The sequence below is a fragment of the Jannaschia halovivens genome (assembly GCF_046452375.1).
In the GTDB taxonomy this organism is placed as follows: Bacteria; Pseudomonadota; Alphaproteobacteria; order Rhodobacterales; family Rhodobacteraceae; genus Jannaschia; species Jannaschia halovivens.
Window position 1 is genome coordinate 1166625 of record NZ_JBKFDJ010000001.1, and the last position, 23939, is coordinate 1190563.

The 23939-nt window shown below is 69.0% G+C and carries 25 protein-coding genes; 6 read left to right on the forward strand and 19 right to left on the reverse strand.

The window, feature by feature from the left end; translation table 11 throughout:
* Positions 1 to 5: 5 nt before the first annotated feature.
* The gene (locus tag ACK8OR_RS05905; protein WP_410188495.1) at positions 6 to 341 is read right to left on the reverse strand and encodes a hypothetical protein; all 336 of its coding nucleotides are present in this window, start codon (positions 339 to 341) and stop codon (positions 6 to 8) included.
* A gap of 71 nt (positions 342 to 412) precedes the next feature.
* Here ACK8OR_RS05905 and purB point away from each other — a divergent pair, with 71 nt between their 5' ends.
* Positions 413 to 1717 carry an adenylosuccinate lyase gene (gene purB, locus ACK8OR_RS05910; RefSeq protein ID WP_410188496.1) on the forward strand — a complete coding sequence of 435 codons (1305 nt, stop codon included), beginning with the start codon at positions 413 to 415 and terminating at the stop codon, positions 1715 to 1717.
* Between the two features lie 41 nt (positions 1718 to 1758).
* On the opposite strand, the gene ACK8OR_RS05915 is transcribed toward purB, so the two are convergent.
* On the reverse strand, positions 1759 to 2040 hold the full coding sequence (locus ACK8OR_RS05915) for a hypothetical protein (protein ID WP_410188497.1): 282 nt from the start codon (positions 2038 to 2040) through the stop codon (positions 1759 to 1761).
* A gap of 150 nt (positions 2041 to 2190) precedes the next feature.
* Between ACK8OR_RS05915 and ACK8OR_RS05920 the strand changes: the two genes are divergently transcribed.
* Positions 2191 to 2358: a hypothetical protein gene (locus ACK8OR_RS05920; protein WP_410188498.1), complete on the forward strand. Its 168-nt coding sequence runs from the start codon at positions 2191 to 2193 to the stop codon at positions 2356 to 2358.
* Between the two features lie 160 nt (positions 2359 to 2518).
* Here ACK8OR_RS05920 and guaD read toward each other — a convergent pair whose 3' ends face one another.
* On the reverse strand, positions 2519 to 3799 hold the full coding sequence (gene guaD / locus ACK8OR_RS05925) for a guanine deaminase (RefSeq protein ID WP_410188499.1): 1281 nt from the start codon (positions 3797 to 3799) through the stop codon (positions 2519 to 2521).
* Positions 3800 to 3889: 90 nt separating this feature from the next.
* Here guaD and mgtE point away from each other — a divergent pair, with 90 nt between their 5' ends.
* A complete protein-coding gene (gene mgtE, locus ACK8OR_RS05930) occupies positions 3890 to 5293 on the forward strand; it encodes a magnesium transporter (protein WP_410188500.1) in 1404 nt (467 codons plus the stop codon).
* A gap of 133 nt (positions 5294 to 5426) precedes the next feature.
* Here the strand turns inward: mgtE and recN are convergent, their stop codons facing one another.
* From recN to ftsZ, 4 genes are all read right to left on the reverse strand, one after another.
* Positions 5427 to 7085, reverse strand: coding sequence for a DNA repair protein RecN (recN, locus tag ACK8OR_RS05935; protein ID WP_410188501.1), 1659 nt, complete (start codon positions 7083 to 7085; stop codon positions 5427 to 5429).
* A gap of 358 nt (positions 7086 to 7443) precedes the next feature.
* A complete protein-coding gene (locus ACK8OR_RS05940) occupies positions 7444 to 8277 on the reverse strand; it encodes an outer membrane protein assembly factor BamD (protein ID WP_410188502.1) in 834 nt (277 codons plus the stop codon).
* A 99-nt stretch (positions 8278 to 8376) separates the two neighbouring features.
* A complete protein-coding gene (lpxC, locus tag ACK8OR_RS05945; protein WP_410188503.1) occupies positions 8377 to 9291 on the reverse strand; it encodes a UDP-3-O-acyl-N-acetylglucosamine deacetylase in 915 nt (304 codons plus the stop codon).
* A 307-nt stretch (positions 9292 to 9598) separates the two neighbouring features.
* Entirely contained in the window at positions 9599 to 11224 is a 1626-nt protein-coding gene (gene ftsZ, locus ACK8OR_RS05950; protein WP_410188504.1) for a cell division protein FtsZ, read from the reverse strand.
* 308 nt (positions 11225 to 11532) lie between these two features.
* Here ftsZ and ACK8OR_RS05955 point away from each other — a divergent pair, with 308 nt between their 5' ends.
* From ACK8OR_RS05955 to ACK8OR_RS05965, 3 genes are all read left to right on the forward strand, one after another.
* Positions 11533 to 11844, forward strand: coding sequence for a hypothetical protein (locus ACK8OR_RS05955; RefSeq protein WP_410188505.1), 312 nt, complete (start codon positions 11533 to 11535; stop codon positions 11842 to 11844).
* 167 nt (positions 11845 to 12011) lie between these two features.
* Entirely contained in the window at positions 12012 to 12149 is a 138-nt protein-coding gene (locus ACK8OR_RS05960) for a hypothetical protein (RefSeq protein WP_410188506.1), read from the forward strand.
* 109 nt (positions 12150 to 12258) lie between these two features.
* Positions 12259 to 12600, forward strand: a complete 342-nt coding sequence (locus ACK8OR_RS05965) for a hypothetical protein (RefSeq protein WP_410188507.1) — start codon at positions 12259 to 12261, stop codon at positions 12598 to 12600.
* Positions 12601 to 12603: 3 nt separating this feature from the next.
* Here the strand turns inward: ACK8OR_RS05965 and ftsA are convergent, their stop codons facing one another.
* From ftsA to ACK8OR_RS06025, 12 genes are all read right to left on the reverse strand, one after another.
* Complete coding sequence (gene ftsA / locus ACK8OR_RS05970; protein ID WP_410188508.1) at positions 12604 to 13932, reverse strand: cell division protein FtsA; 1329 nt, start codon at positions 13930 to 13932, stop codon at positions 12604 to 12606.
* Positions 13929 to 14825, reverse strand: coding sequence for a cell division protein FtsQ/DivIB (locus ACK8OR_RS05975; RefSeq protein ID WP_410188509.1), 897 nt, complete (start codon positions 14823 to 14825; stop codon positions 13929 to 13931). The genes ftsA and ACK8OR_RS05975 overlap by 4 nt, the downstream gene beginning before the upstream one ends.
* Positions 14813 to 15727, reverse strand: coding sequence for a D-alanine--D-alanine ligase (locus ACK8OR_RS05980; protein WP_410188510.1), 915 nt, complete (start codon positions 15725 to 15727; stop codon positions 14813 to 14815). Before ACK8OR_RS05980 ends, ACK8OR_RS05975 begins: the two co-directional genes overlap by 13 nt.
* Positions 15728 to 15802: 75 nt before the next feature.
* The gene (murB, locus tag ACK8OR_RS05985; protein WP_410188511.1) at positions 15803 to 16726 is read right to left on the reverse strand and encodes a UDP-N-acetylmuramate dehydrogenase; all 924 of its coding nucleotides are present in this window, start codon (positions 16724 to 16726) and stop codon (positions 15803 to 15805) included.
* A complete protein-coding gene (locus ACK8OR_RS05990) occupies positions 16723 to 16962 on the reverse strand; it encodes a DUF2484 family protein (RefSeq protein WP_410188512.1) in 240 nt (79 codons plus the stop codon). Before ACK8OR_RS05990 ends, murB begins: the two co-directional genes overlap by 4 nt.
* 103 nt (positions 16963 to 17065) lie before the next feature.
* On the reverse strand, positions 17066 to 18472 hold the full coding sequence (gene murC / locus ACK8OR_RS05995) for a UDP-N-acetylmuramate--L-alanine ligase (protein WP_410188513.1): 1407 nt from the start codon (positions 18470 to 18472) through the stop codon (positions 17066 to 17068).
* A gap of 11 nt (positions 18473 to 18483) precedes the next feature.
* Complete coding sequence (locus ACK8OR_RS06000; RefSeq protein WP_410188514.1) at positions 18484 to 19569, reverse strand: UDP-N-acetylglucosamine--N-acetylmuramyl-(pentapeptide) pyrophosphoryl-undecaprenol N-acetylglucosamine transferase; 1086 nt, start codon at positions 19567 to 19569, stop codon at positions 18484 to 18486.
* Between the two features lie 4 nt (positions 19570 to 19573).
* On the reverse strand, positions 19574 to 20743 hold the full coding sequence (locus ACK8OR_RS06005; RefSeq protein WP_410188515.1) for an FtsW/RodA/SpoVE family cell cycle protein: 1170 nt from the start codon (positions 20741 to 20743) through the stop codon (positions 19574 to 19576).
* Positions 20744 to 20858: 115 nt separating this feature from the next.
* A complete protein-coding gene (locus tag ACK8OR_RS06010) occupies positions 20859 to 21239 on the reverse strand; it encodes a VOC family protein (RefSeq protein WP_410188516.1) in 381 nt (126 codons plus the stop codon).
* Between the two features lie 44 nt (positions 21240 to 21283).
* On the reverse strand, positions 21284 to 21880 hold the full coding sequence (locus ACK8OR_RS06015) for an SCO family protein (protein WP_410188517.1): 597 nt from the start codon (positions 21878 to 21880) through the stop codon (positions 21284 to 21286).
* Between the two features lie 4 nt (positions 21881 to 21884).
* Positions 21885 to 22388, reverse strand: a complete 504-nt coding sequence (locus ACK8OR_RS06020; RefSeq protein ID WP_410188518.1) for a copper chaperone PCu(A)C — start codon at positions 22386 to 22388, stop codon at positions 21885 to 21887.
* A gap of 98 nt (positions 22389 to 22486) precedes the next feature.
* Positions 22487 to 23935, reverse strand: a complete 1449-nt coding sequence (locus ACK8OR_RS06025; RefSeq protein WP_410188519.1) for a TRAP transporter large permease — start codon at positions 23933 to 23935, stop codon at positions 22487 to 22489.
* Positions 23936 to 23939 lie beyond the last annotated feature (4 nt).

Genomic DNA, 23939 nt, shown 5'->3' on the forward strand with positions numbered 1-23939 from the left:
CGTCACTAGCGGAAGGCCCCGTCGGTCGCGTTGCCGCGATCGTCGACGAAGCGGATGCGGGAGCCGTCGCCGGAGATCATGACGTCGAAGCAGGACCAGCTTTCGACCGGCGGCCAGACCGAGCAATAGCGCCCCGCGCTTTCGGTCCAGCGCCCGACAGAGGGCGTGCCCGCGTCGTAGCGCGTGCTGCCGTTCGAGCGGAACGCCTGCGTCGCCGACGGGTACTGCACCGTTCGGCCCGAAAGCGTGCCGTAGACATCCGCGACGGGCTGCCAGTCCTGCGCAACCACGGGCAGGGCCACGATGCAGAACATGGCGGCGAGGCGGACGGTCGGGCGCATTCTCGGGTCTCCTTCCCTTTCGGCGGCCCCCAGCGTAGGACGCCCGCGACCGACAGGAAAGGCCAGAGCCCATGATCCCCCGCTATTCCCGCCCCGACATGGTGAAGATCTGGTCGCCGGAGACGAAGTTCCGCGTCTGGTTCGAGATCGAGGCCCATGCCTGCGACGCGATGGCGGATCTGGGGGTCATCCCGCGCGAGAACGCCGAGGCGGTCTGGACGGCGAAGGACGTCGAGTTCGACGTCGCCCGCATCGACGAGATCGAGGCCGTGACCAAGCACGACGTCATCGCCTTCCTGACGCATCTGGCCGAGCATGTCGGCGCCGACGAGGCGCGGTTCGTGCATCAGGGGATGACGTCCTCCGACGTGCTGGATACGTGCCTCAACGTGCAGCTGACGCGGGCGGCGGATCTGTTGATTGCGGATGTCGAGGCGCTGCTGGCGGCGTTGAAGCGACGCGCGCTGGAGCACAAGGACACGATCCGCGTCGGCCGCAGCCACGGCATCCATGCCGAGCCGACGACGATGGGCCTGACCTTCGCGCGCTTCTACGCCGAGATGGACCGCAACCTGCGGCGTCTGCACACCGCACGCGAGGAGGTGGCGACCGGCGCGATCTCGGGCGCGGTCGGGACCTTCGCCAATATCGACCCGGCGGTCGAGGCGCATGTCTGCGCAAAGATGGGTCTCGAGCCCGAGCCGATCTCGACCCAGGTGATCCCCCGCGACCGGCATGCGGCGTTCTTCGCGGCGCTGGGGGTCGTGGCCTCGAGCGTCGAGAACATCGCGACCGAGATCCGGCACATGCAGCGCACCGAGGTGCTGGAGGGGGCGGAGTTCTTCTCGATGGGACAGAAGGGCTCTTCCGCGATGCCGCACAAGAAGAACCCGGTCCTGACGGAGAACCTGACCGGCCTCGCGCGGCTGGTGCGTGGCATGGTGATCCCGGCGATGGAGAACGTCGCCCTCTGGCACGAGCGGGACATCTCGCATTCGAGCGTCGAGCGGATGATCGGGCCGGACGCGACGATCACGCTGGATTTCGCGCTGGCCCGGCTGACCGGCGTGATCGACAAGATGCTGATCTTCCCCGACAACATGCGCGCCAACATGGACACGTTCCCCGGCCTCGTCATGTCGCAGCGCGTGCTTCTGGCGTTGACGCAGGCGGGCGTGTCGCGCGAGGACGCCTACGCAATGGTGCAGCGCAACGCCCTGACGGTCTGGGAAACGCGGAGCGATTTCCGCGAGGAATTGCTGGCCGATCCGGAGGTGGTGGCGGCGCTTGGAGCGGACGGGATCGAGGCGAAGTTCGACGAGGCCTACCACACCAAGCATGTCGACACGATCTTCGCGCGGGTCTTCGGGGATTGACGGATCGGCCCGCCGCCCCGGGGGGCGGCGGACCGGATAGCTCAGTTGCCGGAGGCGGCGCCTTCGACGGCCTCGGCGGCCCCTTCGACGGCGGCGGCCGCGCCCTCGACCGCATCGGCTGCGCCTTCGTTGATGACCACGGTCGCGTCACCGCCGCCACCATCGGCGACATCGCCGCCGCTGGAGATGAACCAGAAGATCGCGAGCGCGGCGATCACGGCGCCGAGGATCAGCCAGAGCGCCGATCCGCCGGAGCCGGAGCGCGTTTCGACGACGTTGACGGTCGTCTTGGGTTCGGAATGGGGGTCATTCGGGGTGGCCATGTCGGCTCCTCTCGGTTGTGCAGGCATGCCCATAAAACGTGCAGCTGCACGGAAAGGTTGCAGCGTCCACCCCGGGAATCGCGTCGGTCGTTTGCGATCGCGCCGGGATGCGCTACCCTTACGTCACCCAGAACCCGAAGGAGCCGTTCGATGAAGACCGTGAAACTCGTCCTCGCCGCCGCCATCCTGACCGGCGCCCCCGGCCTCGCCCTGGCGCAGGGGTGCAGCTACGGCAAGCAGCAGTCCGCCCAGATGTCCTGTGCGCCGGGCACCACGCTGAACGCCGACACCGGCACCTGCGTCCCTGTCACCGGGTGACACGCACCGGGCCGCTCGCGCGCCCGGTCTAGGCAGGATGCGATGCGAGGCACCGCCGGCCGGCGGGATGGTTCGGTGCGGCCGGCCTGTCCCGCCCAATGTCGGCGTTTAGACGTCATACCGAGAAACTGAACCATGACCGTACCGGGCCAAAGACGTCTCAGCCCGACGGCTGTCCCGCGACATAGGTCTCGGCGATGGCGCGGTCGTCGCCCATTATGATCGTCGGAAAGACCGCCTCCCAGAGGGTCTCGGCACGAGCGTGGCGCTGCGCGATCACGGGGGTCGAGGCGAGGTCGAGGATAACGAGGTCGGCGGCGCTGCCTTCGGCCAGCGTCCCGATCTCGTCCGCGGCATGGAGTGCGCGGGCCGACCCTTCGGTCGCCAGCCAGAGAAGCTGCGCGGGATGCAAGGCCCGGCCGCGGAGTTGCGCCACCTCGTAGGCCGCCGCCATCGTCCGTAGCATCGAGAAGTTCGAGCCGCCGCCGGTATCGGTCGCGAGGCCGACGCGATGCGTGTCGGCCAGGCCCATGTCGAAGAGGCCCGAGCCGATGAAGGTGTTCGAGGTCGGGCAATGGACGAGTGCGGCGCCCGTCTCGCGCAGGCGGTCGATCTCGCGCGGTTCCAGATGGATCGCATGGCCGTAGAGCCCGCGTTCGCCCAGGACGCCATGCGCCTCGTAAGTGTCGAGATAGTCGCGCGCGTCGGGGAAGAGGTCGCGGACCCATGCGATCTCGTCGGTCTGCTCGGAGAGGTGAGTCTGCATCAGGCAATCCGGATGCTCGGCCCAGAGCGCGCCCAGGGCCGAAAGCTGGTCGGGCGTCGAGGTGGGCGAAAAGCGCGGCGTGATCGCATAGCGCGCGCGCCCTGCCCCGTGCCAGCGGTCGAGAAGCGCACGGCTGTCGTCATAGGCCGATTGCGCCGTGTCGCGCAGGTCGTCGGGTGCGTTGCGGTCCATGCAGGTCTTGCCCGCCCAGACCGCCATGCCGCGCGCCGCCGCCGCCTCGAAGATCGCGTCGACGCTGGCCGGGTGGATCGTGCAGTAGCTGGCCAACGACGTGGTGCCGTGGGCGCGGGCAAGATCCAGCGTGCGGTCGGCGATGCGGCGGGCATAGGCGGGGTCGCCGAAGCGCGCCTCCTCGGGGAAGGTATAGCTGTTGAGCCAGTCGATCAGGCGCTTGCCCCATGACGCGATGATTGCGGTCTGCGGGTAATGCATATGCGCATCGACGAAGCCCGGCAGGATCAGCGCGTCGCCATGGTCGCGGAGGGTCGCGTCCGGGAATCGCGCCTGCATGGCGCCGCGCGTGCCCGTGGCGATGATCCGCCCGTCGGCGACGGCGACCGCGCCACGGGTCTCGTGACGTGCCGCATCTTCGGGCGGGACGGTGAACGGATCGGCGGTGAAGGCCAGAAGCTGGCCTGCGATGAGCATGGTCATGGGACCGGCGTAGCGCGCGCGCCAAATCGCCGCTACCCCTGACGCGACGGGCAGGCTATCGACGCGCAGACCCCAGTGGAGGCCGTGTCCATGCCGGAATTCGACGATGCCGTGATCGAGGCCGACACGCCCTACGAGGACGAGGTCGAGCTGGACGAGCCGCGCCTACGGGCCATCGCCGAAGCGCTCGAGGCGCGCGAGAGCACCGTCCTCGACGACCTCCTGGAGCCGCTTCACGGGGCGGATATCGCGGACCTTCTGGAACAGCTGACGGATGCGCAGCGCGGCCTGCTGCTGGCGCTCTGGTCGGGCCAGATCGACGGCGAGATCCTCTCGGAGCTCGACGAGGCGCTGCGCGAGGAGATCCTTGAGGCACTGCCCGCCGAGGACGTCGCCGAGGCGGTGCGCGAACTCGACACCGACGATGTCGTCGACCTGATCGAGAACCTCGAGGATGCCGATCAGGCCACCGCCATCATGGGCGCGCTGACCGAGGTCGACCGGGTCGCGGTCGAACAGGCGCTGACCTATCCCGAGTTCTCCGCCGGCCGCCTGATGCAGCGCGAGGTCGTCGTCGCGCCGTCCTTCTGGACCGTGGGACAGGCCATCGACCACCTGCGGACGATCGACACCGAGACCCTGCCGGAGCAGTTCTATCACGTCATCCTGACCGATCCGCGGATGCGGCCCGTGGGTCACGTGACACTGGGCAAGATCCTCTCGACCCCGCGCGAGACGCCGCTGGCCGAGATCGAGGAGGAGAGCTTCAGGACCTTCGAGGTGGACGATCCCGAGAGCGAGGTCGCCTACGCGTTCAACCAGTACCACCTGATCTCGGCGCCCGTGGTGGATGCCGACGACCGGCTGCTGGGTGTCATCACCATAGACGACGCGATCCGGATCCTCGACGAGGAGGCCGAGGAGGACATCCTGCGCCTTGCGGGCGTCGATGCCGAAGAAAGCCTGTCGAACCGCACGCTGGGCGTCGTGCGGCGGCGCTTCCCTTGGCTTGCGGTGAACCTCGTGACCGCGATCCTCGCCTCGCTGGTGATCTCGCAATTCGAGAGCGTCATCACCGAGATCGTGGCGCTGGCCGTTCTGATGCCGATCGTGGCGTCCATGGGCGGCAACGCGGGCACCCAGTCGTTGACCGTGGCGGTCCGGGCCCTGGCGACGCGTGACCTGACCGGCGCGAATGTCTGGCGCGTCATCCGGCGCGAGGTCATGGCGGGGGCGATCAACGGTGCCGCGTTCGCGGTCATCATGGGCGTGGTCGGGATCGTCTGGTTCGGCTCGCCGATGCTGGGCGTCGTCATCGCGGTGGCGATGGTCATCAACCTCGTGGTGGCGGGCTTTGCGGGGGTGGGCATACCGGTGGTGTTGCAGAAGGTGGGCGTGGACCCGGCACTGGCCTCGGGCGCATTCGTGACCACGGTGACGGACGTGGTGGGCTTCTTCGCGTTCCTCGGGCTGGCGGCGCTCTGGTTGCTCTAGGCGGGGGCAAAATCTTCGGCGAAGATTTTGCGGGCGCCCCTGCGCCGCGTTGCGCGGTCGGAGGGGCCGCGCAGGCTGCGGGTCGCGGCATTTCCATATTTGACGAGCAAAGACGGGCGAGGTCGCGCCCGGATCAGGCCGCCGCGTCGAGGAGGGCCCGGGCCGCGCCGCGGGCGGCCTCGGTGACGGTGTCGCCGGCGAGCATCCGGGCGATCTCGTCCACCCGGTCGGCCTCGGCCACGGGCAGGACGGTGGAGGTGGTTGTGTCGCCCGTGCTGCGCTTCTCGACCCGCCAGTGATGCGCGCCAAGGGCCGCGACCTGCGGGCTGTGCGTGACGACGAGGACCTGACCGCCCTGGGCCAGGGCCTGGAGGCGGCGGCCCACGGCGTCGGCCGTTGCACCGCCGACGCCGCGGTCGATCTCGTCGAAGATCAGGGTGAGGGACTTGTCGCCGCCGGTCAGGCAGACCTTCAGCGCCAAGAGAAACCGGCTGAGCTCGCCGCCCGAGGCGATCTTGTCGAGGGGGCCGGAGGGCGCGCCGGGATTGGTCGCGACCTCGAATGCGACGTGGTCGGCGCCTTCGGGACCGGGTTGGCCCGGCTGGACGATCGTGGTGAAGACCGCGCGCTCCATCTTGAGCGGGGCCAGTTCGCGGGCCATGGCGGCGTCGAGCCGGGTCGCGGCATCGCGGCGGAGCGTCGTCAGCGCCGCGGCGGCGGCGTCGTAGCGCGCCTCGGCCGCCGTCTCCGCCGCGGCCAGCCGCTCGAGCCCGCCCTCGGAGGCGTCGAGCAGGTCGAGCCGCTGTCGCAGATCGGCGAGGAAGGCGGCGAGGTCGTCGGGCTGGACGCCGTGTTTGCGGGCCATGGCGCGGATCGCGAAAAGACGCTCCTCCGTCTCCTCGACCTCGCGCGGATCGAAGGTCAGCGCGTCGAGGCAGCTTTCCACGCCGGCCTGCGCCTCGCCCAGTTCTACCAGGGCGCGCCCGAGCGCGTCGATCGCGCCCGCGAGGCTCTCGCCCGCCTGTTCGGCCGCGTCCTCGAGCCAGCGGGTGGCGTCGAGCATCTGGCCCTCGGCCCCCTGTCCGCCGATCGCGGCGAGGGCCTTGGCGACGTCGTCATGGATCCGGCCCGAGGCCTGCATCAGCCGGCGGCGGGTGTCGAGCTCGGCCTCCTCGCCCGGCGCGGGGGACAGGCGGTCGCCCTCCTCGACGGCGTGGCGGAGGAAATCCTCCTCGGCGCGGGCCGCGTCGATCGTGGCGCGGGCGGCTTCGGTCGCGCGGCGGGCCTCGGCCAGCTCGGACCAGGCGGCGCGCACGGCGGCGAGCGCGTCCGCATCACCGGCATAGGCATCCAGCAGCGCGCGATGGCCGCGCACGTTCAGAAGGCCACGATCGTCGTGCTGGCCGTGAAGTTCGAGGAGCGTGTCCGAGAGCGCGCGCAGCACCTCGCCGGTGACGCGCGTCCCGTTGACCCAGGCCGTCTTGCGCCCGTCGCGGGCGTTGACGCGGCGCAGGAGAAGCTCGCCCTCCTCGGCCTCGATCTCGTGGGCGTCGAGCACGGCGCGCGCCGGATGGCCGGGCGGCAGATCGAAGCTGGCCGTGACCTCGCCCTGCCGGGCGCCCTGTCGCACCAGTTCGGCCCGCCCGCGCCATCCGAGCACGAAACCGAGACTGTCGAGCAGGATCGACTTCCCGGCCCCCGTCTCGCCGGTCAGCACGTTGAGGCCGCCCCCGAACTCGAGGGAGAGCCGCTCGATGATGAGCATGTCGCGGATGTCGAGCGAACGGAGCATATGTCGGCGTCAGCGTCCTTGCGCGGGAGCACCGCGTGGTCCCTGCGGGACCCCGGTGATGGGCCTGTCACGAATGATGAGGGTGCGGAGCATGCCGGATAATTAAAGCGCCGCGCGAGGATTGGCGAGGGGATTGGAAGGATCGGTGCATGGGGGTGAGCCCCCTTCCGATGCGGGTCCAAGGAGCGCTTGGAGAAAGATCCCGCATGCCGGGCGGCCTCGCATTCGGGCGAGGGGCGAATACCGGACCGGCGCGAGAGGAGACCGCCGCAGGCCACGGGTTCAAGCGGCGTTGTCAAAAAGGGGGGCCGGGCATCTGAACCGCGCCCCGAACGGATCGCTGCGCGATGGACGCGGTCTAGAGCCAGTTGCCCCGGATCGTGCGGCGGTAGATGTCGCGGAGCCAGCCGGTGCCCGCCGCCTCGGGCGAGAGGCCGCGGCCGGTCAGTTGCCGGAAGGCGTCGTCGTAGAAGGGTGAGGACTGGAAGTTGTGCCCGAGGATCGCGCCCGCCGTCTGGGCCTCTTCGGTGAGGCCGAGGGCCAGATAGGCCTCGACCAGACGCATCAGCGCCTCGGGCGTGTGGGTGGTGGTCTGGAATTCCTCGACCACGGCGCGGAAGCGGTTGATCGAAGAGGGGTAGAAGCCGCGCTTGAGGTAGTAGCGCCCGATCTCCATCTCCTTGGCGGCGAGGTGATCGAAGGCGAGGTCGAACTTCAGGATCGAGGAGCGGGCGTATTCGCTGTCGGGATAGGTCTCGATAACCGTGCGCAGGCTGGAGAGCGCCTGGAAGGTCAGGCCCTGGTCGCGGCCCACCTGATCGATCTGGTCGTAATAGCTGAGCGCGAGGAGGTACTGCGCGTAAGCCGCGTCCTCGTCCGCCGGGTAGAAGTCGATGAAGCGCTGAGCCGAGGCGCGCGCGTTCTCGTAATCGCGGTCCTCATGGTAGGCAAAGGCCTGCATGATGAGGCCGCGCTTGGCCCATTCGCTGTAGGGGTAGAGCCGCTCGACCTCGCCGAAGAGGACCGCCGCGTCATCGGGATCGCCGGCGGCGAGCTGGACTTCGGCCTGCTGGTAGATGCCTTCGGGCGACGTGTCTTCGAGATCGATATTGGTGCCGCCGCGTCCACAGGCCGCAAGGATCGCAAGCGCGACGAGCGCGCCGGTCCATCGTATCGTTCCACCGGTCGTCATGTGGTCCAGATCCCCTGCCCCGTGCCCCCTGACAGGGCTTGCGCCGCACCATAGCGGCGACGGGTTGAGGTGTGAAGCATGCCGAGCGACCAATTCTCGTCAGAGATGCGTAAACACATCCTTCTCGAGACCCGCGCCGGGCAGGATGCCGCATTCGGCGGCCGTCAATGTGCGGACGCGGTAGGCGAGCGGGTCGGCAAACAGGGCGTGCAGAAGCTTGTTCGTCATGGCGTGGCCGGCGCGGATGCCGGTGTAGCGACCGAGGATCGGCGCACCGGCCAGCGACAGGTCGCCCAGCGCATCGAGCATTTTGTGACGCACGGCCTCGTCGGTGTGGCGGAAGCCTTCGGGGTTCACGACGCGGTCGCCATCGACCACGACGGCGTTGGCAAGCGAGCCGCCGAGCGCCTTGCCCGCCGCATGCATCGCGTCGACATCGGACTGGCGGCAGAAGGTGCGGCTGTCGCAGAGCTCGCGTACGAACGTGCCGTTCGACAGGCGCAGCACCTTGTGCTGCTGGCCGATGGCGCGATCGGCGAAATCGATGGAGAAGTCGATCTCGAGCTCGGGCGCGGGCGTCAGCGTGGCCGAAGCGGCGCCGTCGGAGACATGCACGCGGCGCAGCACTTCCAACGCGTGGACGGGCGCGTCCTGCCGCGCGATGCCGGCCTTGAGGATGGCCCGCACGAAATCCGAGGCGGAGCCGTCGAGGATGGGAACCTCGGGGCCGTCGATCTCGACGATGGCGTTGTGGATGCCGCATCCGGTCAGCGCGGCCATCACATGCTCGACGGTCGAGACGGAGACACCCGCCTCGTTGATCAGAAGCGTGCAGAGCGGCGAGGTCTCGACGCTGTCGTGGCGGGCGGCGATCATGCCGTTGCCCGCGACGTCGGTGCGGCGGAACCAGATGCCGTGATTGGCCATGGCGGGATGAATCGACATGCGGGCGGACCGGCCATGGTGCAGGCCGACGCCGGTGAAGTGGATCGCGGTGCGGATCGTGTTCTGCATGTCGTCTCAACCTCCGGGCGGCCATCGGGCACGCCGTTGAGACTGAGCTAGGCGCAGGGGGGCTGCACCGCAATTCAAGCTGGGTTACGGGGTGAAACAGCCGGGTCGCGGGGGTGGCGAAACTTCGCCGACCACCCCCGCCCTAACCGAAAATCAAACGTAACCAACATGTTGCGAATGCGCCTTCGGCGCGATTCCCCCCGTCATAGGGGCATGATGTGAACGCTTCGTAACGGTTCGAGACGAAAAAACGGCGGCCCCGAGGGGCCGCCGCCGGTCTTGGTGCTTGGGTGCGTCTGGCCCGCGTTCAGTTCGCCTGGCGGCGAAGGAATGCGGGGATCTCGATGCGCTCGTCCTCGGGGTCCGCCTGCGGGGCGGGGGCGGGGGCGGGGGCGGCCGTGGCCGGTGCGGCGGGGCGCGCCACAGGGGCATCCGCGGCAGTACCGGTCATCCGATTGATGAGGCTGCCGATGCCGAAGCGGGCGTTGTGGTCGGCGCCGCGGGGCGCTTCCTGCGGCTGCGCGCGCTGTTCGCCCTTGAGGACGGCGGCCCGCAGGCGGTCCATCGCCTCGGGGGTCGGCGCGCCCGGCGTCGCCTCGGGGCGCGGCTGGGCCTGGAAGCTCGGCACGGCCGGCTCGGCGGCCATCGCGGGCGCGGGCGTCGGCGCCGGCTGGTAGGACGGCGGCGGCAGGTCGTCGGCGGCGGGGCTGCGGCGACCGAAGAAGTCGTCGGCCATCGACGCCTCCTCGGCATCCTGCTGATCGACGGCGTCGAAGAAGCTGGCCGCGGCGGGAGCCGCGATGGGGGCCGGCTCGGGCATGGGTGCGGGCTGCTCGAGGGTCAGCGGCTGCGGCGCGGGCTCGGGCGTCACGGCGGCGGCAGCGGCCTGCTGGGCCTGAACCGGGGCAGTCGCTTCGGAGAGACGGCGGCGCGGCATCGGGGCCTCGTTGGCGCCCTCGGCGACGTCGATCCCGGTCGCGACGACCGAGACACGCATCGTGCCTTCCATCGCGGTGTCGAGGGTCGAGCCGACGATGATGTTCGCGTCCTCGTCCACCTCCTGGCGGATGCGGTTCGCGGCCTCGTCCATCTCGAAGAGCGTGAGGTCGTGCCCGCCGGTGATGTTGATGAGAACGCCGCGCGCACCCTTGAGCGACAGCTCGTCGAGAAGCGGGTTGGCGATGGCCTTCTCGGCCGCCTCGACGGCGCGATCCTCGCCCGTGGCCTCACCGGTGCCCATCATGGCCTTGCCCATCTCGTCCATCACGGACCGGACGTCGGCGAAGTCGAGATTGATCATGCCCGGACGGACCATCAGGTCGGTCACGCCCTTGACGCCCTGGTAGAGCACGTCGTCGGCGAGGCTGAACGCCTCGGTGAAGGTGGTCTTCTCGTTGGCGAGGCGGAAGAGATTCTGGTTGGGGATGATGATGAGGGTGTCGACGACCTTCTGGAGGGCCTCGACGCCCTCCTCGGCCTGACGCATGCGCTTGGCGCCCTCGAACTGGAAGGGCTTGGTGACGACGCCGACGGTCAGGATGCCCAGCTCGCGGGCGGCCTGCGCGATGATCGGGGCCGCACCGGTGCCGGTGCCGCCGCCCATCCCGGCGGTGATGAAGCACATATGTGCGCCGGCGAGACGGTCGACGATCTCCTCGATCGTCTCCTCGGCGGCGGATGCGCCGACCTGGGGCCGCGCACCCGCGCCGAGCCCTTCGGTGACGCGCGCGCCGAGCTGGATGCGCGACTGCGCCTGATTTTGCTGGAGCGCTTGGGCGTCGGTGTTCGCGACGACGAACTCGACCCCCTCCAGATCCTTCTGGATCATGTTGTTTACGGCGTTGCCGCCAGCTCCGCCGACACCGAAGACGGTGATGCGCGGACGCAGATCGAGTTCGGCGCCGCCGCCGGGCATGGTGAGATTCAACGTCATTGCTCTGTCCACCTGTATTGTGGGCCCGCCTCAGGCCGCTTGGTTCATGCGTTTTCCGCAGATTTTGACACAAGGTAACGAATCGCAAACCGTCCGTCACCCAAAAAACGAATCGGTGTGGCGGATCGGCCCGTGGACGGGACGCACGGCCCCGAAGGTGAGGAAATCCCGACCTTATCCGGTGCGCGGGTCATGGATTCCCGACTGACGGTCCGCCGCCCCGCCCGACATGCTGTCCTCACACCGTCGGATGACCCGGCGGGCACCACATCGGATGCGAAACGCATCCCTCAGGGAAGGATCAGAACATGTCTGCCAATATCGTCACCGTCACGCTGGGTCTCGGGGGCGGCGTCGTCGGCGCCCTCGCCGCCGCACTGCTCATCTCGGCCGCCGGGCCCGCCGCCGCCGGACAGGGCAGCTACCCGAACTGCGAGCCGCAGAAATTCGCCGACCTGCCGCGCCACACGCAGATCGCGATCTCGCAGTTCTGCCGCGACAGCCAGGAGGACGGGCCGGCCACGCCCGCCGCCGCGCCCGCGCCCGTCTTCGAGCCCGACTTCGAGAGCATCCCGGACATCGTGACCTTCGCGGAGCCGGGAGATACGGCGCTGCGCTGAGATCGGCGCCGCCCGCCCGGGGGGACGGGGTGAGCCGAGTGACGGGGCGGTCCCACCGGGGCCGCCCCGTTTCGTGTCGGCCTTTTTCGCGCCCCTGCCCGGTCTTGCCGCGAACAAGCCACGCGGGCGCAACCCTTCCCCCCGATCGCCATGTCAGGTTCGCCGCCGTGGCCACCGAACGCGCGGAGGACGACCGGCGGTGGAAATTCGCGATCATCGCGTTGGGCGCGCTTCTCGTGGCGGGCGCCGTCCATGCGGAGGTCCCTGCCTCTGCGGCCGCCACCCATTCGTCAGGGGTGCGCTGACGACACGTGTCGGGCGCCCCGATCCGCGTCGAGACACGCCCCATCCCGGCCCAAATCGCGCCGTCATCCCGGTGCAGATGCCGACCACCACATATCGAGAGGACATCCCATGACCCGCCCCAGCATGACAGCCCTGGTCGCCATCGCCGCCGTGACCCTCGGCACGAGCGCCCATTCGGCCGAAATGGTCCAGTATACGCTCGCCATCAGCGCCTTCTCCAAGCCCAGCGTCCAGATCACCAAGTCCAGCTCCACGCCGAAGCAGACGATCGGCTTGAACAAGAAGATCCGTCTGAACCAGAACCAGATCACCCAGCTGCCGCTCAATCAGCGGGCCGCCTACATCCTGAGTTCCGGCGGATCGCTGAGCCAAAATTCGAAAGTCAACGAATCCGAAGGCGACGTGGTCGCGTCCGTGCCGGACATCGCGACGCACGATCCGCATTTCTGACGACTACCAGTTGTCGCGGAACCAGCGGACGGCGCGGCGGATCGAGCGGCCAGATGTCCGCTCGGGCACGGCGTCGAAATCCCAGAACTCGTCCTGCGGCTCGGCACCCTGCATGCAGAGGCCCACGCAAGCCGCGAAGGCCGGGCCCTTGGCCGCTTCGGGCAGGCCCTGGACGCGAAGGGGGCGTCCGAGGCGCACCTGATTGCCCAGGATGCGCGCCGCCAGCCCGTCGAGACCGGGGATCTGGCTGGCCCCGCCGGTCAGCACGATGCGCTGGGACGGCAGGTCGCCGAAGCCCGCGATGTCGAGCCGGGCGCGCGCCTCTTCAAGGATTTCCTCGACGCGGGGGCGGATGATCCCGATCAGTTCGGTCCGCGTGACCGAGCGGCGGTCGTGATGCCAGTCGCCGGTATCGGCCTCGAGCGCGATGACCTCGCGGTCGTCCATTCCCGTGGCGACGACCCCGCCATAGCGGCATTTGATCATCTCGGCGGTCTGGCTGGGGATGCGCAGCCCCTGGCTGATATCGGAGGTGACGTGATCGCCACCGAGGCGCACCGTGTCGGCATAGACCATGTGCTTGCGCATAAAGATCGACACGCCGGTCGTGCCGCCGCCCATGTCGATGCAGGCCGCACCCAGCTCCTTCTCGTCCTCGACCAGCGCGCTGGTCGCGGCGGCGTAGGGCGCACTCGCGAGGCCGGCGAGTTCGAGATCGCAGCGGTGGATGCAGGTCAGAAGGTTCTCGATCGCGTGGGCATCGACCGACAGAAGGTGCATGTCCGTTCGCAGCATCTCGCCCGTCTGGCCGCGCGGATCGCGCAGCGTCGTGCGGTGATCGAGGCCGAAATTCACCGGCTGGGCGTGCAGGATCTCGCGCCCCGCGCCGAGATCCGGCGTGTCGACCGAAGCCAGCACACGGGCCACGTCATGGACGGTGCAGGGCCCGCTTTCCAGCGTCACCTCGCCGGCGAGGCCGTAGCTTGCGGGTCGTCCGCCGGAGAAGCAGGCGATGACATGATCGACGCGGACGCCCGCCATCTTCTGCGCACCCTGCACCGCGGTGCGGATCGCACGCTCGGTCTCGGGCATGGCGTCGACCTCGCCCATGCGGATGCCCCGCGACCGGGTCGTCGTCGCACCGATGACGCGGAAATTCGACTGGCCGGCCATGTGGCCGACGCCCTCGCCTTGGGGCGTATTCTCCTCGAAGCGCAGCACGAGGCACGCGGTCTTGTGGGTGCCCACGTCGAGAATGGCGACGACGCCCCGCTGGAGGGCGGCCTGACGCTTGCGGCGCATGGCCCGCTGGGCCTGGAACAGACGGCTCATTGATCCTCCGGTGTATAGCTGAGGCGCTCTAGCTCCTGCAGGCGGCGCAGCTCGTCGCGGGCGGGCCCGCTGAGGCGCAGCACCGGCCGGTGCGGAAGACGCAGGTCGATGACGGTGACGTCGCGGTCGAGCACACCTTGCGCGGCATGCATGGCCAGCGCGCGGTCGAGGGCGGCGGCAGGCGCGGCTTCGGGCAGCGCGATCCGCTGGCCGCGGTCGAGCACCACGTCCCAGCGGCGCGCGCCGATCCGGGTCAGGCCAACCAGGCGGTCGGTGACGGGCGCCGCGGCCTGGATGAGTGTCAGGGCCTGGGGCACGTGCTGATCGGCGCCGTCGCCTGCCACGATGGGCAGGGGCCCGGCCTCGGCGATATCCGTAAGCGTCGCGACGCGCTGACCCGTGGCGTCCAGCACTTCGATCCCGTCCGCATGGGTCCAGATGACCGCCGGTTCCCGCTCGGTCACCTTCAGAAGGAGGACGCCGCCCGATTTCACCCGAACCTCCGCGTCGAGCACGGGGTCGAGATCGACCAGCATCGCGCGCAGACCGTCGATATCGAGCTGGAACTGCGACAGCGGCAGGTCGATCGGCAGCACCTCCTGAATTTCTTCCTGAAGCTGCTCGGACGCGCCCTCGATCCGGAGCAAGCCGACCATGAATTCGGGGCGGTCCTGCACGGTGCGGATGGCGGTCTCGTAGCCGTCGACGATGGCCCGGATGCGCGCCTCGTCGTTGATGTACCAGGTGAAAAGGAAGACGAAGCCGAAGCTCGGGATGCCGGTGCGGATCAGCGCCCGGAAAAGCGGCGTCAGCCAGAGCCGCTGCAGCCGGTAGCGCCATTTCGACGGCGCAGGATCGGCGACCGCGCGTGCGCCGGGTTTCAGCGGTCGCATGAGGCATCCTCCACCAGCATCGCGCAGAGCGTCGCGAAATCGTGGCCCGCATGCTGCGCCTGCTCGGGCGTCAGCGAGGTGGGCGTCATGCCCGGCTGGGTGTTCGTTTCCAGAAGGATCAGCCCGTCCAGCCCGCGCGCCGGGTCCCAGCGGAAATCCGTGCGACTGATCGAGCGGCAGCCGAGGGCGGCGTGGGCGAGGCGCGCGTAGTCCTGACAGGCGGCGAAGATCTCGGACGGCAGATCGGCGGGCAGGACATGGGACGATCCGCCCTCGGCGTATTTCGCCTCGTAGTCGTACCAGCCGTCGGTGACGATCTCGGTCACGGTGAGCGCCGCGTCCATCAGGACGGTGCAGGTCAGCTCGCGGCCCGGTGCGTAGGTCTCGACCATCACGCGCTCGGGCATGGTGTCCGCGAGGTCGGGCGGCGCGTTCGCGCCCTCGGGGACGATGTAGATCCCGACCGACGAGCCGTCGGCATTGGGCTTGATCACGTAGGGCGGCGGCAGGACGTGTTTCGCCATCGCCTCCGCCTTCGACGCCATCCGGCTCTCGACGACGGGCAGTCCCGCGCGCGCGAAGGCCGCCTTCGACAGCGTTTTGTCCATCGCGCGGGCCGAGGCCAGCACGCCGGAATGGGTGTAGGGGATCGCCAGCCATTCGAGCAGGCCCTGGACGCAACCATCTTCGCCCCAGCGGCCGTGCAGCGCGTTGAAGACCGCGTCGGGCGCCAGATCGGTCAGGACCTGTGCGAGATCCGGGCCCGCGTCGATCTCGGTCACGTCGTAGCCCGCGTCGCGCAAGGCTTGCGCACAGCCGCGCCCGGTCGACAGCGAGACCTCGCGCTCCGACGAACGGCCGCCCATGAGGACGGCGACATGCTGGAATGTCCTGCCCGACATTGCCGTTACCTGCGCCTCTGCCGGGTCGCTCGCGCGCCGCGGTCTGTTGTTGTCGTCCCCGGCCTCTGACGGGCCTTAGCGGGGTCCGGGCTCTCCGACCCGCATGATTTCCCACTCTAGCGTCACGCCGCTGGTCTCGAAAACCCTCTTTCGGACCTCCTCGCCCAGACCCTCCAGCTCTGCGGCGGTTGCGCCACCCTGGTTGACGAGGAAGTTCGAATGCTTCGGGCTCATGATCGCACCGCCCCGCGTGGCGCCGCGCAGGCCCGCGTCGTCGATGACCTTCCAGGCCTTCAGGTCGTGCGTATCGTCGGCCCGTCCGGTCGAGGAAAATCCCGCCGGGTTGCGGAAGGTGCTGCCCGCGCTGCGATCCTTGGTCGGCTGGGTCTCGTCGCGGCGGGCGAGCTGCGCCGTCATCCGGGCCTCCAGCTCCCCCGGGTCGCCCTCGGGCGCGCGGAAGGTGGCGCGGGTGATGACGTGGCCCTCGGGGATGCGGCTGGATCGGTAGGCAAAGTGCAGGTCGGCCGCCGGGATCGTAACCGCCTCGCCCGCGCGCGTCACGGCCTCGATCTCGACCAGGTGGTCGGCCACGTAGGTGCCGTAGCAGCCCGCGTTCATCTTCACCGCGCCGCCGATCGCGCCGGGTATGGTGCGCAGGAAGGTCAGGTCGCGTCCGGCGGCGGCGGCGCGGCGCGCGACATGGGCATCCAGCGCGGCGGCGCCGGCATGGACGAGGTCGCCGTCGATCTCGAAGCCGTTGAAGCCCCGCCCCAGACGGATGACCACGGCCCTGATCCCGCCGTCGCGGACGATCAGGTTCGATCCGACGCCCATGGGGAAGACCGGCATGGCGGGGTCTAGATCGCGCAGGAAGGTGCGCAGATCCTCGGCATCCGCGGGCTGGAACAGCGCGTCCGCCGGACCGCCGACGCGCAACCAGGTCAGGTCCGCGAGGGGCCGGTTCTCGGTCAGCGTGCCGCGCACGACCGGCCAGCTCATGTCAGCCGCGCCTTCAGCCAACGGGCCGCGTAGCGCAGTGGCCAGCGCAGCACGAGCGCCATGACCCCAAGCCCGAGCAGCGCCCAGAGCGGCGACATCGAGAGCCAGAGCCACGCCAGCAGCGGCAGGCCGATGGCGATCAGGCCGTAGGCGGCGGGCCAGGACTGCTTCGCCGTCAGGACGGTCTGAAGAACCCAGGCGAGCACGACCCAGAGGCAGAGGGCGATCAGGGCCATGCCGCCTCTCCGTCCTCTGGCCCGAAATACCTTCGGGGGTGTCCGAGGGGGCCGACGGCCCCCTTGGCGGGGGGTGCGGGGGGCCGGCCCCCCGCCCTTACCCTCATGCCGCCAGACGCGCCGGCAGCGCGTTGGCCCAAGCCGAGATGGTGCCCGCCCCGAGGCAGACGATGATGTCGCCGGGCCGCGCCTGTTCGCGCACGAGACGTTCGAGATCGGCCTCGTCGGTCACCGCGCGGGCATGGCGATGACCGGTGCGGATCAGGCCCGCCACGAGGTCGTCGCGGGAGGCGCCCTCGATCGGGTCCTCGCCTGCGGCGAAGACGTCGGCGATGCCCACCACATCGGCATCGGCAAAGCAGCGCGCGAAGTCGTCGAAGAGCGAATGGAGCCGCGAAAAGCGGTGCGGCTGATGAACGGCGATGACGCGGCCGCCTTCGTCGATGGACTGGCGCGCGGCCTTGAGGACGGCGGCGATCTCGACCGGGTGGTGGCCGTAATCGTCGATGATGGGCACGCCATTCCACTCACCCACGCGGGTGAAGCGCCGGTTGACGCCGCCGAAGGCCGCAAGCCCGTCGCGGATCACGTCGTTCGGCACGCCCAGTTCGCGCGCGACCGCCACGCCGGAGAGCGCGTTCGACACGTTGTGATCGCCCGGCATCGGCAGGCGGCAGCCCTCGATCACCTCGCCCGTGTCCTGCAACGCGATGTCGAACAGCGCGACCCCGCCCTCGTAGCGCAGGCCCGTGGCCCGGATGTCGGCCTGGGCGTTGAAGCCGTAGGTGACGATGCGGCGGTCGGTGATGCGCCCGACCAGCGCCTGCACCTCGGCGTGATCGGTGCAGCAGATCGCGAGCCCGTAGAACGGGATGTTCGAGACGAAATCGGTGAAGCCCTGGCGCAGGTTCTCGATCGTGCCCCAATGCTCCATATGCTCGGGGTCGATATTGGTGACGATGGCGATAGTCGCGGGCAGGCGGTTGAAGGTGCCGTCGCTCTCGTCGGCCTCGACCACCATCCACTCGCCCTGCCCCATCCGGGCGTTCGAGCCGTAGGCGTGGATGATGCCGCCATTTACGACCGTCGGGTCCAGCTTACCCTGATCCAGCAGCGCCGCAACCATGGTGGTCGTCGTCGTCTTTCCATGCGTGCCCGCGACGGCGATGTTGGATTTCAGCCGCATCAGCTCGGCCAGCATCTCGGCGCGGCGCACCACCGGCAGGCCGCGCGCGCGGGCGGCGTCGAGTTCGGGATTGCCCGGCTTGATGGCCGAGGAGATGACGACGACTCCGGCCGCCTCGAGGTTTTCAGCACGCTGGCCCTCGAAGATGCGCGCGCCCTTCCCGGCCAGCCGGTCGGTGATCTTCGATGCCTTCAGGTCCGAGCCCTGCACGGTGTAGCCATGGGACAGGAGCACTTCGGCGATGCCCGACATTCCGATGCCGCCGATGCCGACGAAGTGGATCGGGCCCAGTTGGGTGGGCAGCTTGGTGGCGTTCGTGTTCATCGGCCTCGCGTTCATAAGTCGCTCACGTCTGTGACGAGGTCGGCCAGCCGGGTCGTCGCGTCGGGCACCGCCACGGACATGGCCGCGCGCGCCATCTGGCGCGCGCCGTCGGGGTTGGTCAGGATCAGCTCGGCCTGTGCCGCAAGGCTCGTCGCGTCGAGTTTCCGCTCCGGCAGCAGGATCGCGGCGCCGGCCTCGACGAGTCCGCGCGCATTGGCGGCCTGGTGGTCGCCGGCGGCGTGGGGATAGGGGATCAGGATTGCGGGCCGCCCGATGATCGACAGGTCCGCGATGGTCGACGCACCCGCGCGGGCGATCACCAGCTGCGCCTCGGCCATCAGGGTCGGCACGTCGTCGAAGAAGGGCCGGATCTCGGCATCCATGCCGGTGGCGGCATAGGCCGCCGCGACGCGGTCGTGATCCTCGGGGCGGGCCTGCTGGAAGACCCGAAGGTTGGCGCGGATGGCCTCGGGCAGCCGGGCAAGCGCGTCGGGCACGCAATCGGCCAGCACGCGCGCCCCCTGGCTGCCGCCGATGGCGAGGAGGGTCACCGGGTAATCGCCGGGCGGGATGTAGGGGCTGGCCGCGCGGGCGGCGACGGCGGCGCGGACCGGGTTGCCGGTATGCTGCCCCTCGACGCCCTCGGGCAGCTTCGTGGGCCACGTGCCGCAGGCGAAGGCATCGACGCGGCTGGCGAAGATCTCGTTGACGCGGCCGGGGACGCCGTTCTGTTCGTGGATCATGCGCGGCAGCTTCATCATCGTCGCCGCCGCCAGCGCCGGGATCGACGGGTAGCCGCCGAAGCCCGCGACCACGGCCGGCCGGTCGCGCCGGAAGCCCGACAGCGCGCGCATGACACCCGAGGTCAGCTTGAACGGCACGCCGAGCTTGGCCCCGAGCCCGCCCCGCTGCGGCGTGGCCGACGGCACGATCTCGATCTCGACCTCGTCCGGAAAGCCGCCCGCATAGCGCGCGCCCCGGTCGTCGGTCGAAAGCTTCACCCGCCAGCCGCGCGTCAGCATCTCCTCGGCGAGGGCCTGCGCCGGGAACATGTGGCCCCCGGTGCCTCCGGCGGCGATGACGACGAGGGGCGGCATGGGCTCAGCGGTATCCGTTCGACAGCAGGTGGTCCCCGATCTCGGCCTGGGGTCGCGTCCGGGTGAAGCACAGGAGCATTCCCGTCAACAGGCCCATGGCGATGAGCGAAGAGCCGCCGTAGCTGACGAAGGGCAGCGTCATGCCCTTGGCCGGAAGGAGCCGCACCGCGACCCCGAGGTTGATGAAGGCCTGGCTGGCGAGAAGGACGGTCAGGCCGGTCCCCGCTAGGCGGATGAACATGTCGCGCTCGACGCAGAGGCGCAGCAGGCAGCGCGCCGCGATGAACGCGAAGAGCGCCACTACGAAGAGCACCATGATCAGCCCGTATTCCTCGGCCGCCACCGCGATGATGAAGTCGGTATGGGCGTCGGGCAGGATCCACTTCACCCGGCCCTCGTTGACGCCGGTGCCGAAGAAGCCGCCCTCGCGGATGGCGTCGATGGCATAGCCCATCTGGGTGCGCGGATCGACTTCAGGGTTCAGGAAGCCGTCGATCCGGCGCGCGAAGTGTTCGGAGTTGTGATAGGCCGCGACGCCCACCAGACCGACCACGCCCACGACGCCCGTCAGAAGGACGATCGGCGCACCCGCGACGAAGTAGATCGAGGACCACGCAACGATCGTCAGCATCGCCTGACCGAAATCGGGCTGCAGCGCGAGGAAGGCGATCACCACCACGAGGATGCCGAAGCTGATCGACTTGCCCGGCGGGCCGTTCGGCTCGGATGCGGAGGCCATGAGCCATGCGGTCATGATGATGAAGACCGGCTTGAGGAACTCCGACGGCTGGAAGGACGCGAAGCCCATGGAATACCAGCGCGTCGCGCCCTTTCCGAAATCGGTGCCGAAGACCGGCAGGAGCATCAGGGCCGCGGCGGCCACGAAGAACCCGACCACGCCGAGGCGCCGCACGACCTGCGGCTGCATCATCGAGACGATCAGCATCACGACGAAGGCCAGCCCGCCGAAGATCGCCTGCTTCTTGACGTAGTAGAACGGGTGAAGCTCGTTGCGCTCGGCCAACGGCACCGAGGCCGCGAAGCCGAGAAGGAGCCCTGTCGCGAAGAGCAGGACCACCGCGCCCAGCACGCCCTTGTCCAATGTTCGCCACCACCGGGATACAATGGCCTCGCCCGGAAGGGCGACGACCGCGCCATGCGCGATTTCCGTCATCGATACGCCTGTAATGTCTGTTTCTGCCCGCCCGGTTATCCGGGTCTGGGCACAGGTTAGCGAATCAGCGCGAATCAGGCCAGAGAATTCCGCCCCTGCGCGGAATGGCCCGTATTCAGGAGGTTGCGACCTCGTGGTCGCGGACCGTTCGGGACGACTCCCAGAGTTCGATCGGATTGCCCTCGGGGTCGTGGATGCGCGCGAAGCGGCCGACCTCGGAATCCCACTCGGGGTCCGTCCGGATTTCGATCCCGGCGGCCGTCAGTTGGGCCGTCATGGCGTCGAGGTCGTGCACCCGGAAATTCAGCATGAAGGCCCGGTCGATGGGGAAATAGGCGTCCAACGTGGCGAAGGTCGCGAAGACCGTCGTGCCTCCGGCGGGTGCCCACTGCCCCGGCGTGCCGGTGATGCCGAGATGGGTCTCGTACCATTCGGACAGGGCCGCGGGGTCACGCGCGCGGATGAAGACGCCTCCGATCCCTTCGATCCGTTCCATGACACGACCCTCCTCGGGCCGCATCCTAGCGCGCGGGGCGGCGATCAGCCAAGAACGGCGGCGATCTTGGCCTTGGCGGTGTCCGGGTCCTCGCCATAGGCGATCAGGTCGACGACCGCGCCCTCGGCGTTCAGAACGAAGACCGAGGCGTAGTGGTCCATGGTGTAGTCGCCCTCGCCCAGCGGCCGCTTCTGGAAATAGACCTTCCACGATCGGGCCATCGCCCAGACGTCCTCGGGGGTGCCCGTGATGCCGGTGATCCGGTCGGATTGGGGCGTCAGGTAGTCGTCGAGGAACTCGGGCGTGTCCCGCTCGGGGTCGATGGTGACGAAATACGCACCCAGCGCGTCCGGCCCGACCTCGAGATCGCCCAGCCACGTCTCCATGTCGTAGACGGTCGTGGGGCAGATCTCGGGGCAGTGGGTGAAACCGAAGAAGAGAAGCGATGTGCGGCCCTGGAACGCGGCCTCGGTGATCGGGTCACCGCGATGATCGACCAGCTCGAACGGGGCGCCGAGTTCGGTCGCCGTGGCGAGCGTCACACTTCGGCTGTCCAGCACCTGGCGCAGAGCGATGCCCGCGCCGAGTGCCAGGACGGCGACCGCTAGGCCCGCGACGAGGATCAGGACTCGACGGCTCACGCGATCAGTTCCCGTGGCCAGAGGCACCATGGCCCATGCCGCCCGCCTCCTCAAAAATGGCGCGGATCTCGCCCAGACCTGCCACCGGCATGGCGAGGGTGATCTCGCCCGCCTCGGCGAAGGTGAGCGTGACGGCGTGGCGGTCGCCCGCCACGAGCGGTCCGCCCAGATCGAAGAGCATCAGGTGCAGCCCGCCGGGCATCAACGTGACGGTCTCGCCCGCCGGCAGCTCGATGCCGCCCTCGACCTCGATCATCGACATCACACCGTCATTCATCTCCATCGCGTGCAATTCGACCCGCCCCGCGACCTCGGGCGCGATCGCGGCGGCGACGAGCGTGTCGCCGGCGGCGCCGGTGTTGGTGATCCGGAGGAAGCCGCCGGCCACCGGGGCGGCGGGCGGCGTCGCGCGCAGGACCGGCGTCGCGATCCGCAGATCGCCCAGCGTCGCCATCTCGGCCGCGGCGGGGGTGGCGAGGACGGCCAGGGCGGCAAGAAGGCGGATCATGCGTGGTCTCCAACGGTGTGCTGGCCCCCACATGGCACCGGATCGCGCCGGTTCCAAGTGAGGCACCGCGTCGCAACCTTCCACTACTGGAAGGTTGGTCAGTTCCCGTAGGCCACCGAGGGCAGCCACGTCGTCAGCGCGGGGAAGTAGAACACGATCGCAAGGCCCGTGAGCTGCAAGAGCACGAAGGGAATGACGCCCTTGTAGATATGCGCGAGCGTGACCCCCGGCGGGCAGACGCCCTTGAGATAGAAGAGCGCGAATCCCACGGGTGGCGTCAGGAACGATGTCTGTAGCGTCACCGCCACGAGGATCGCGAACCACACGACGCTCGGGTCCTGCACCTGGTCGAAGCCCGGCACCGCCAGCTCGAGCCCGAGGATGATCGGCAGCATCAGCGGCATGATGATGATCGTGATCTCGATCCAGTCGAGCAGGAAGCCCAGCAGGAACACGATCAGGAGGATGAAGAGCACGATCATGTAGGGGCTCTCGAACGCGCCGAGGACGTGGTTCTGCACAATCTCGTCGCCCCCGTAGCGGCGCAGCACGAGCGCGAAGAAGTTCGCCGCAAGGAAGATGCCCACGATGTAGCCCGCCGTGTTCAGCGTCGAACGTCCCACGTCGCGCAGCACCGCGAAGCTGAGCTTGCCGTTGACCGCGGCCAGCAGGGTCGCGCCGAACGCGCCCAGGCCCGAGGCTTCGGTCGGTGTGGCGATGCCCGCGAAGATCGAGCCCAGCACCAGAAGGATCAGGAACATCGGCGGCACGACCGCCAGCAGGACTTCTTTGACGACGGGCCAGCCGACCTCCTCGGTCTTCTCGGGCGGCGGCATCGCGCCGGGCGAGATCAGGCCGTAGATCACGATGAACGCGATGTAGAGTCCGCCGAGGATCAGGCCGGGAAACAGGGCGCCCATGAAGAGGTCGCCCAGCGAGATGGCGAGCTGGTCGGACATGATGACCAGCATGATCGAGGGCGGGATCAGGATGCCCAACGTGCCCGCGCTGGCGATGGTGCCGGTGGCGATGGGCTTGGAGTAGTTCTGCTTCATCATCGCCGGCAGGGCCATGACGCCGAGGAGCGTGACCGAGGCGCCGATGACGCCCGTCGAGGCGGCGAGGATGATGCCGATCAGCAGCACGGTCAGCGAGAGGCCGCCGCGCAGCCCGCCGAAGAGCTTCTGCATCGCGTGCATCATCCGCTGGGCCACGCCCGACTGGTCGAGCATCAGGCCCATGTAGATGAACATCGGCAGCGCCACGAGGACGGGGTTCTTGACGATGTTGCCGAAGAGCCGCCCCGACAGGACCGAGAGCCGCTGGTAATCGATGCCAGTGCGGTCGAACTCGATCACGTCGCGGAAGCTGGAGCGGAACGGGTCGAGGAAGATCTCGGCGAAGAGCGCGAAGATCAGCGACACCCCGACCAGCGCGAAGGCCACGGGAATGCCGCGGAACAGCAGGAAGATGAAGGTCAGGAACATGACCAGGACGGCCAATTCGTTCAGCGTCATGAACGGCGCGATGGCTTCGAGGAGGAACATGGGC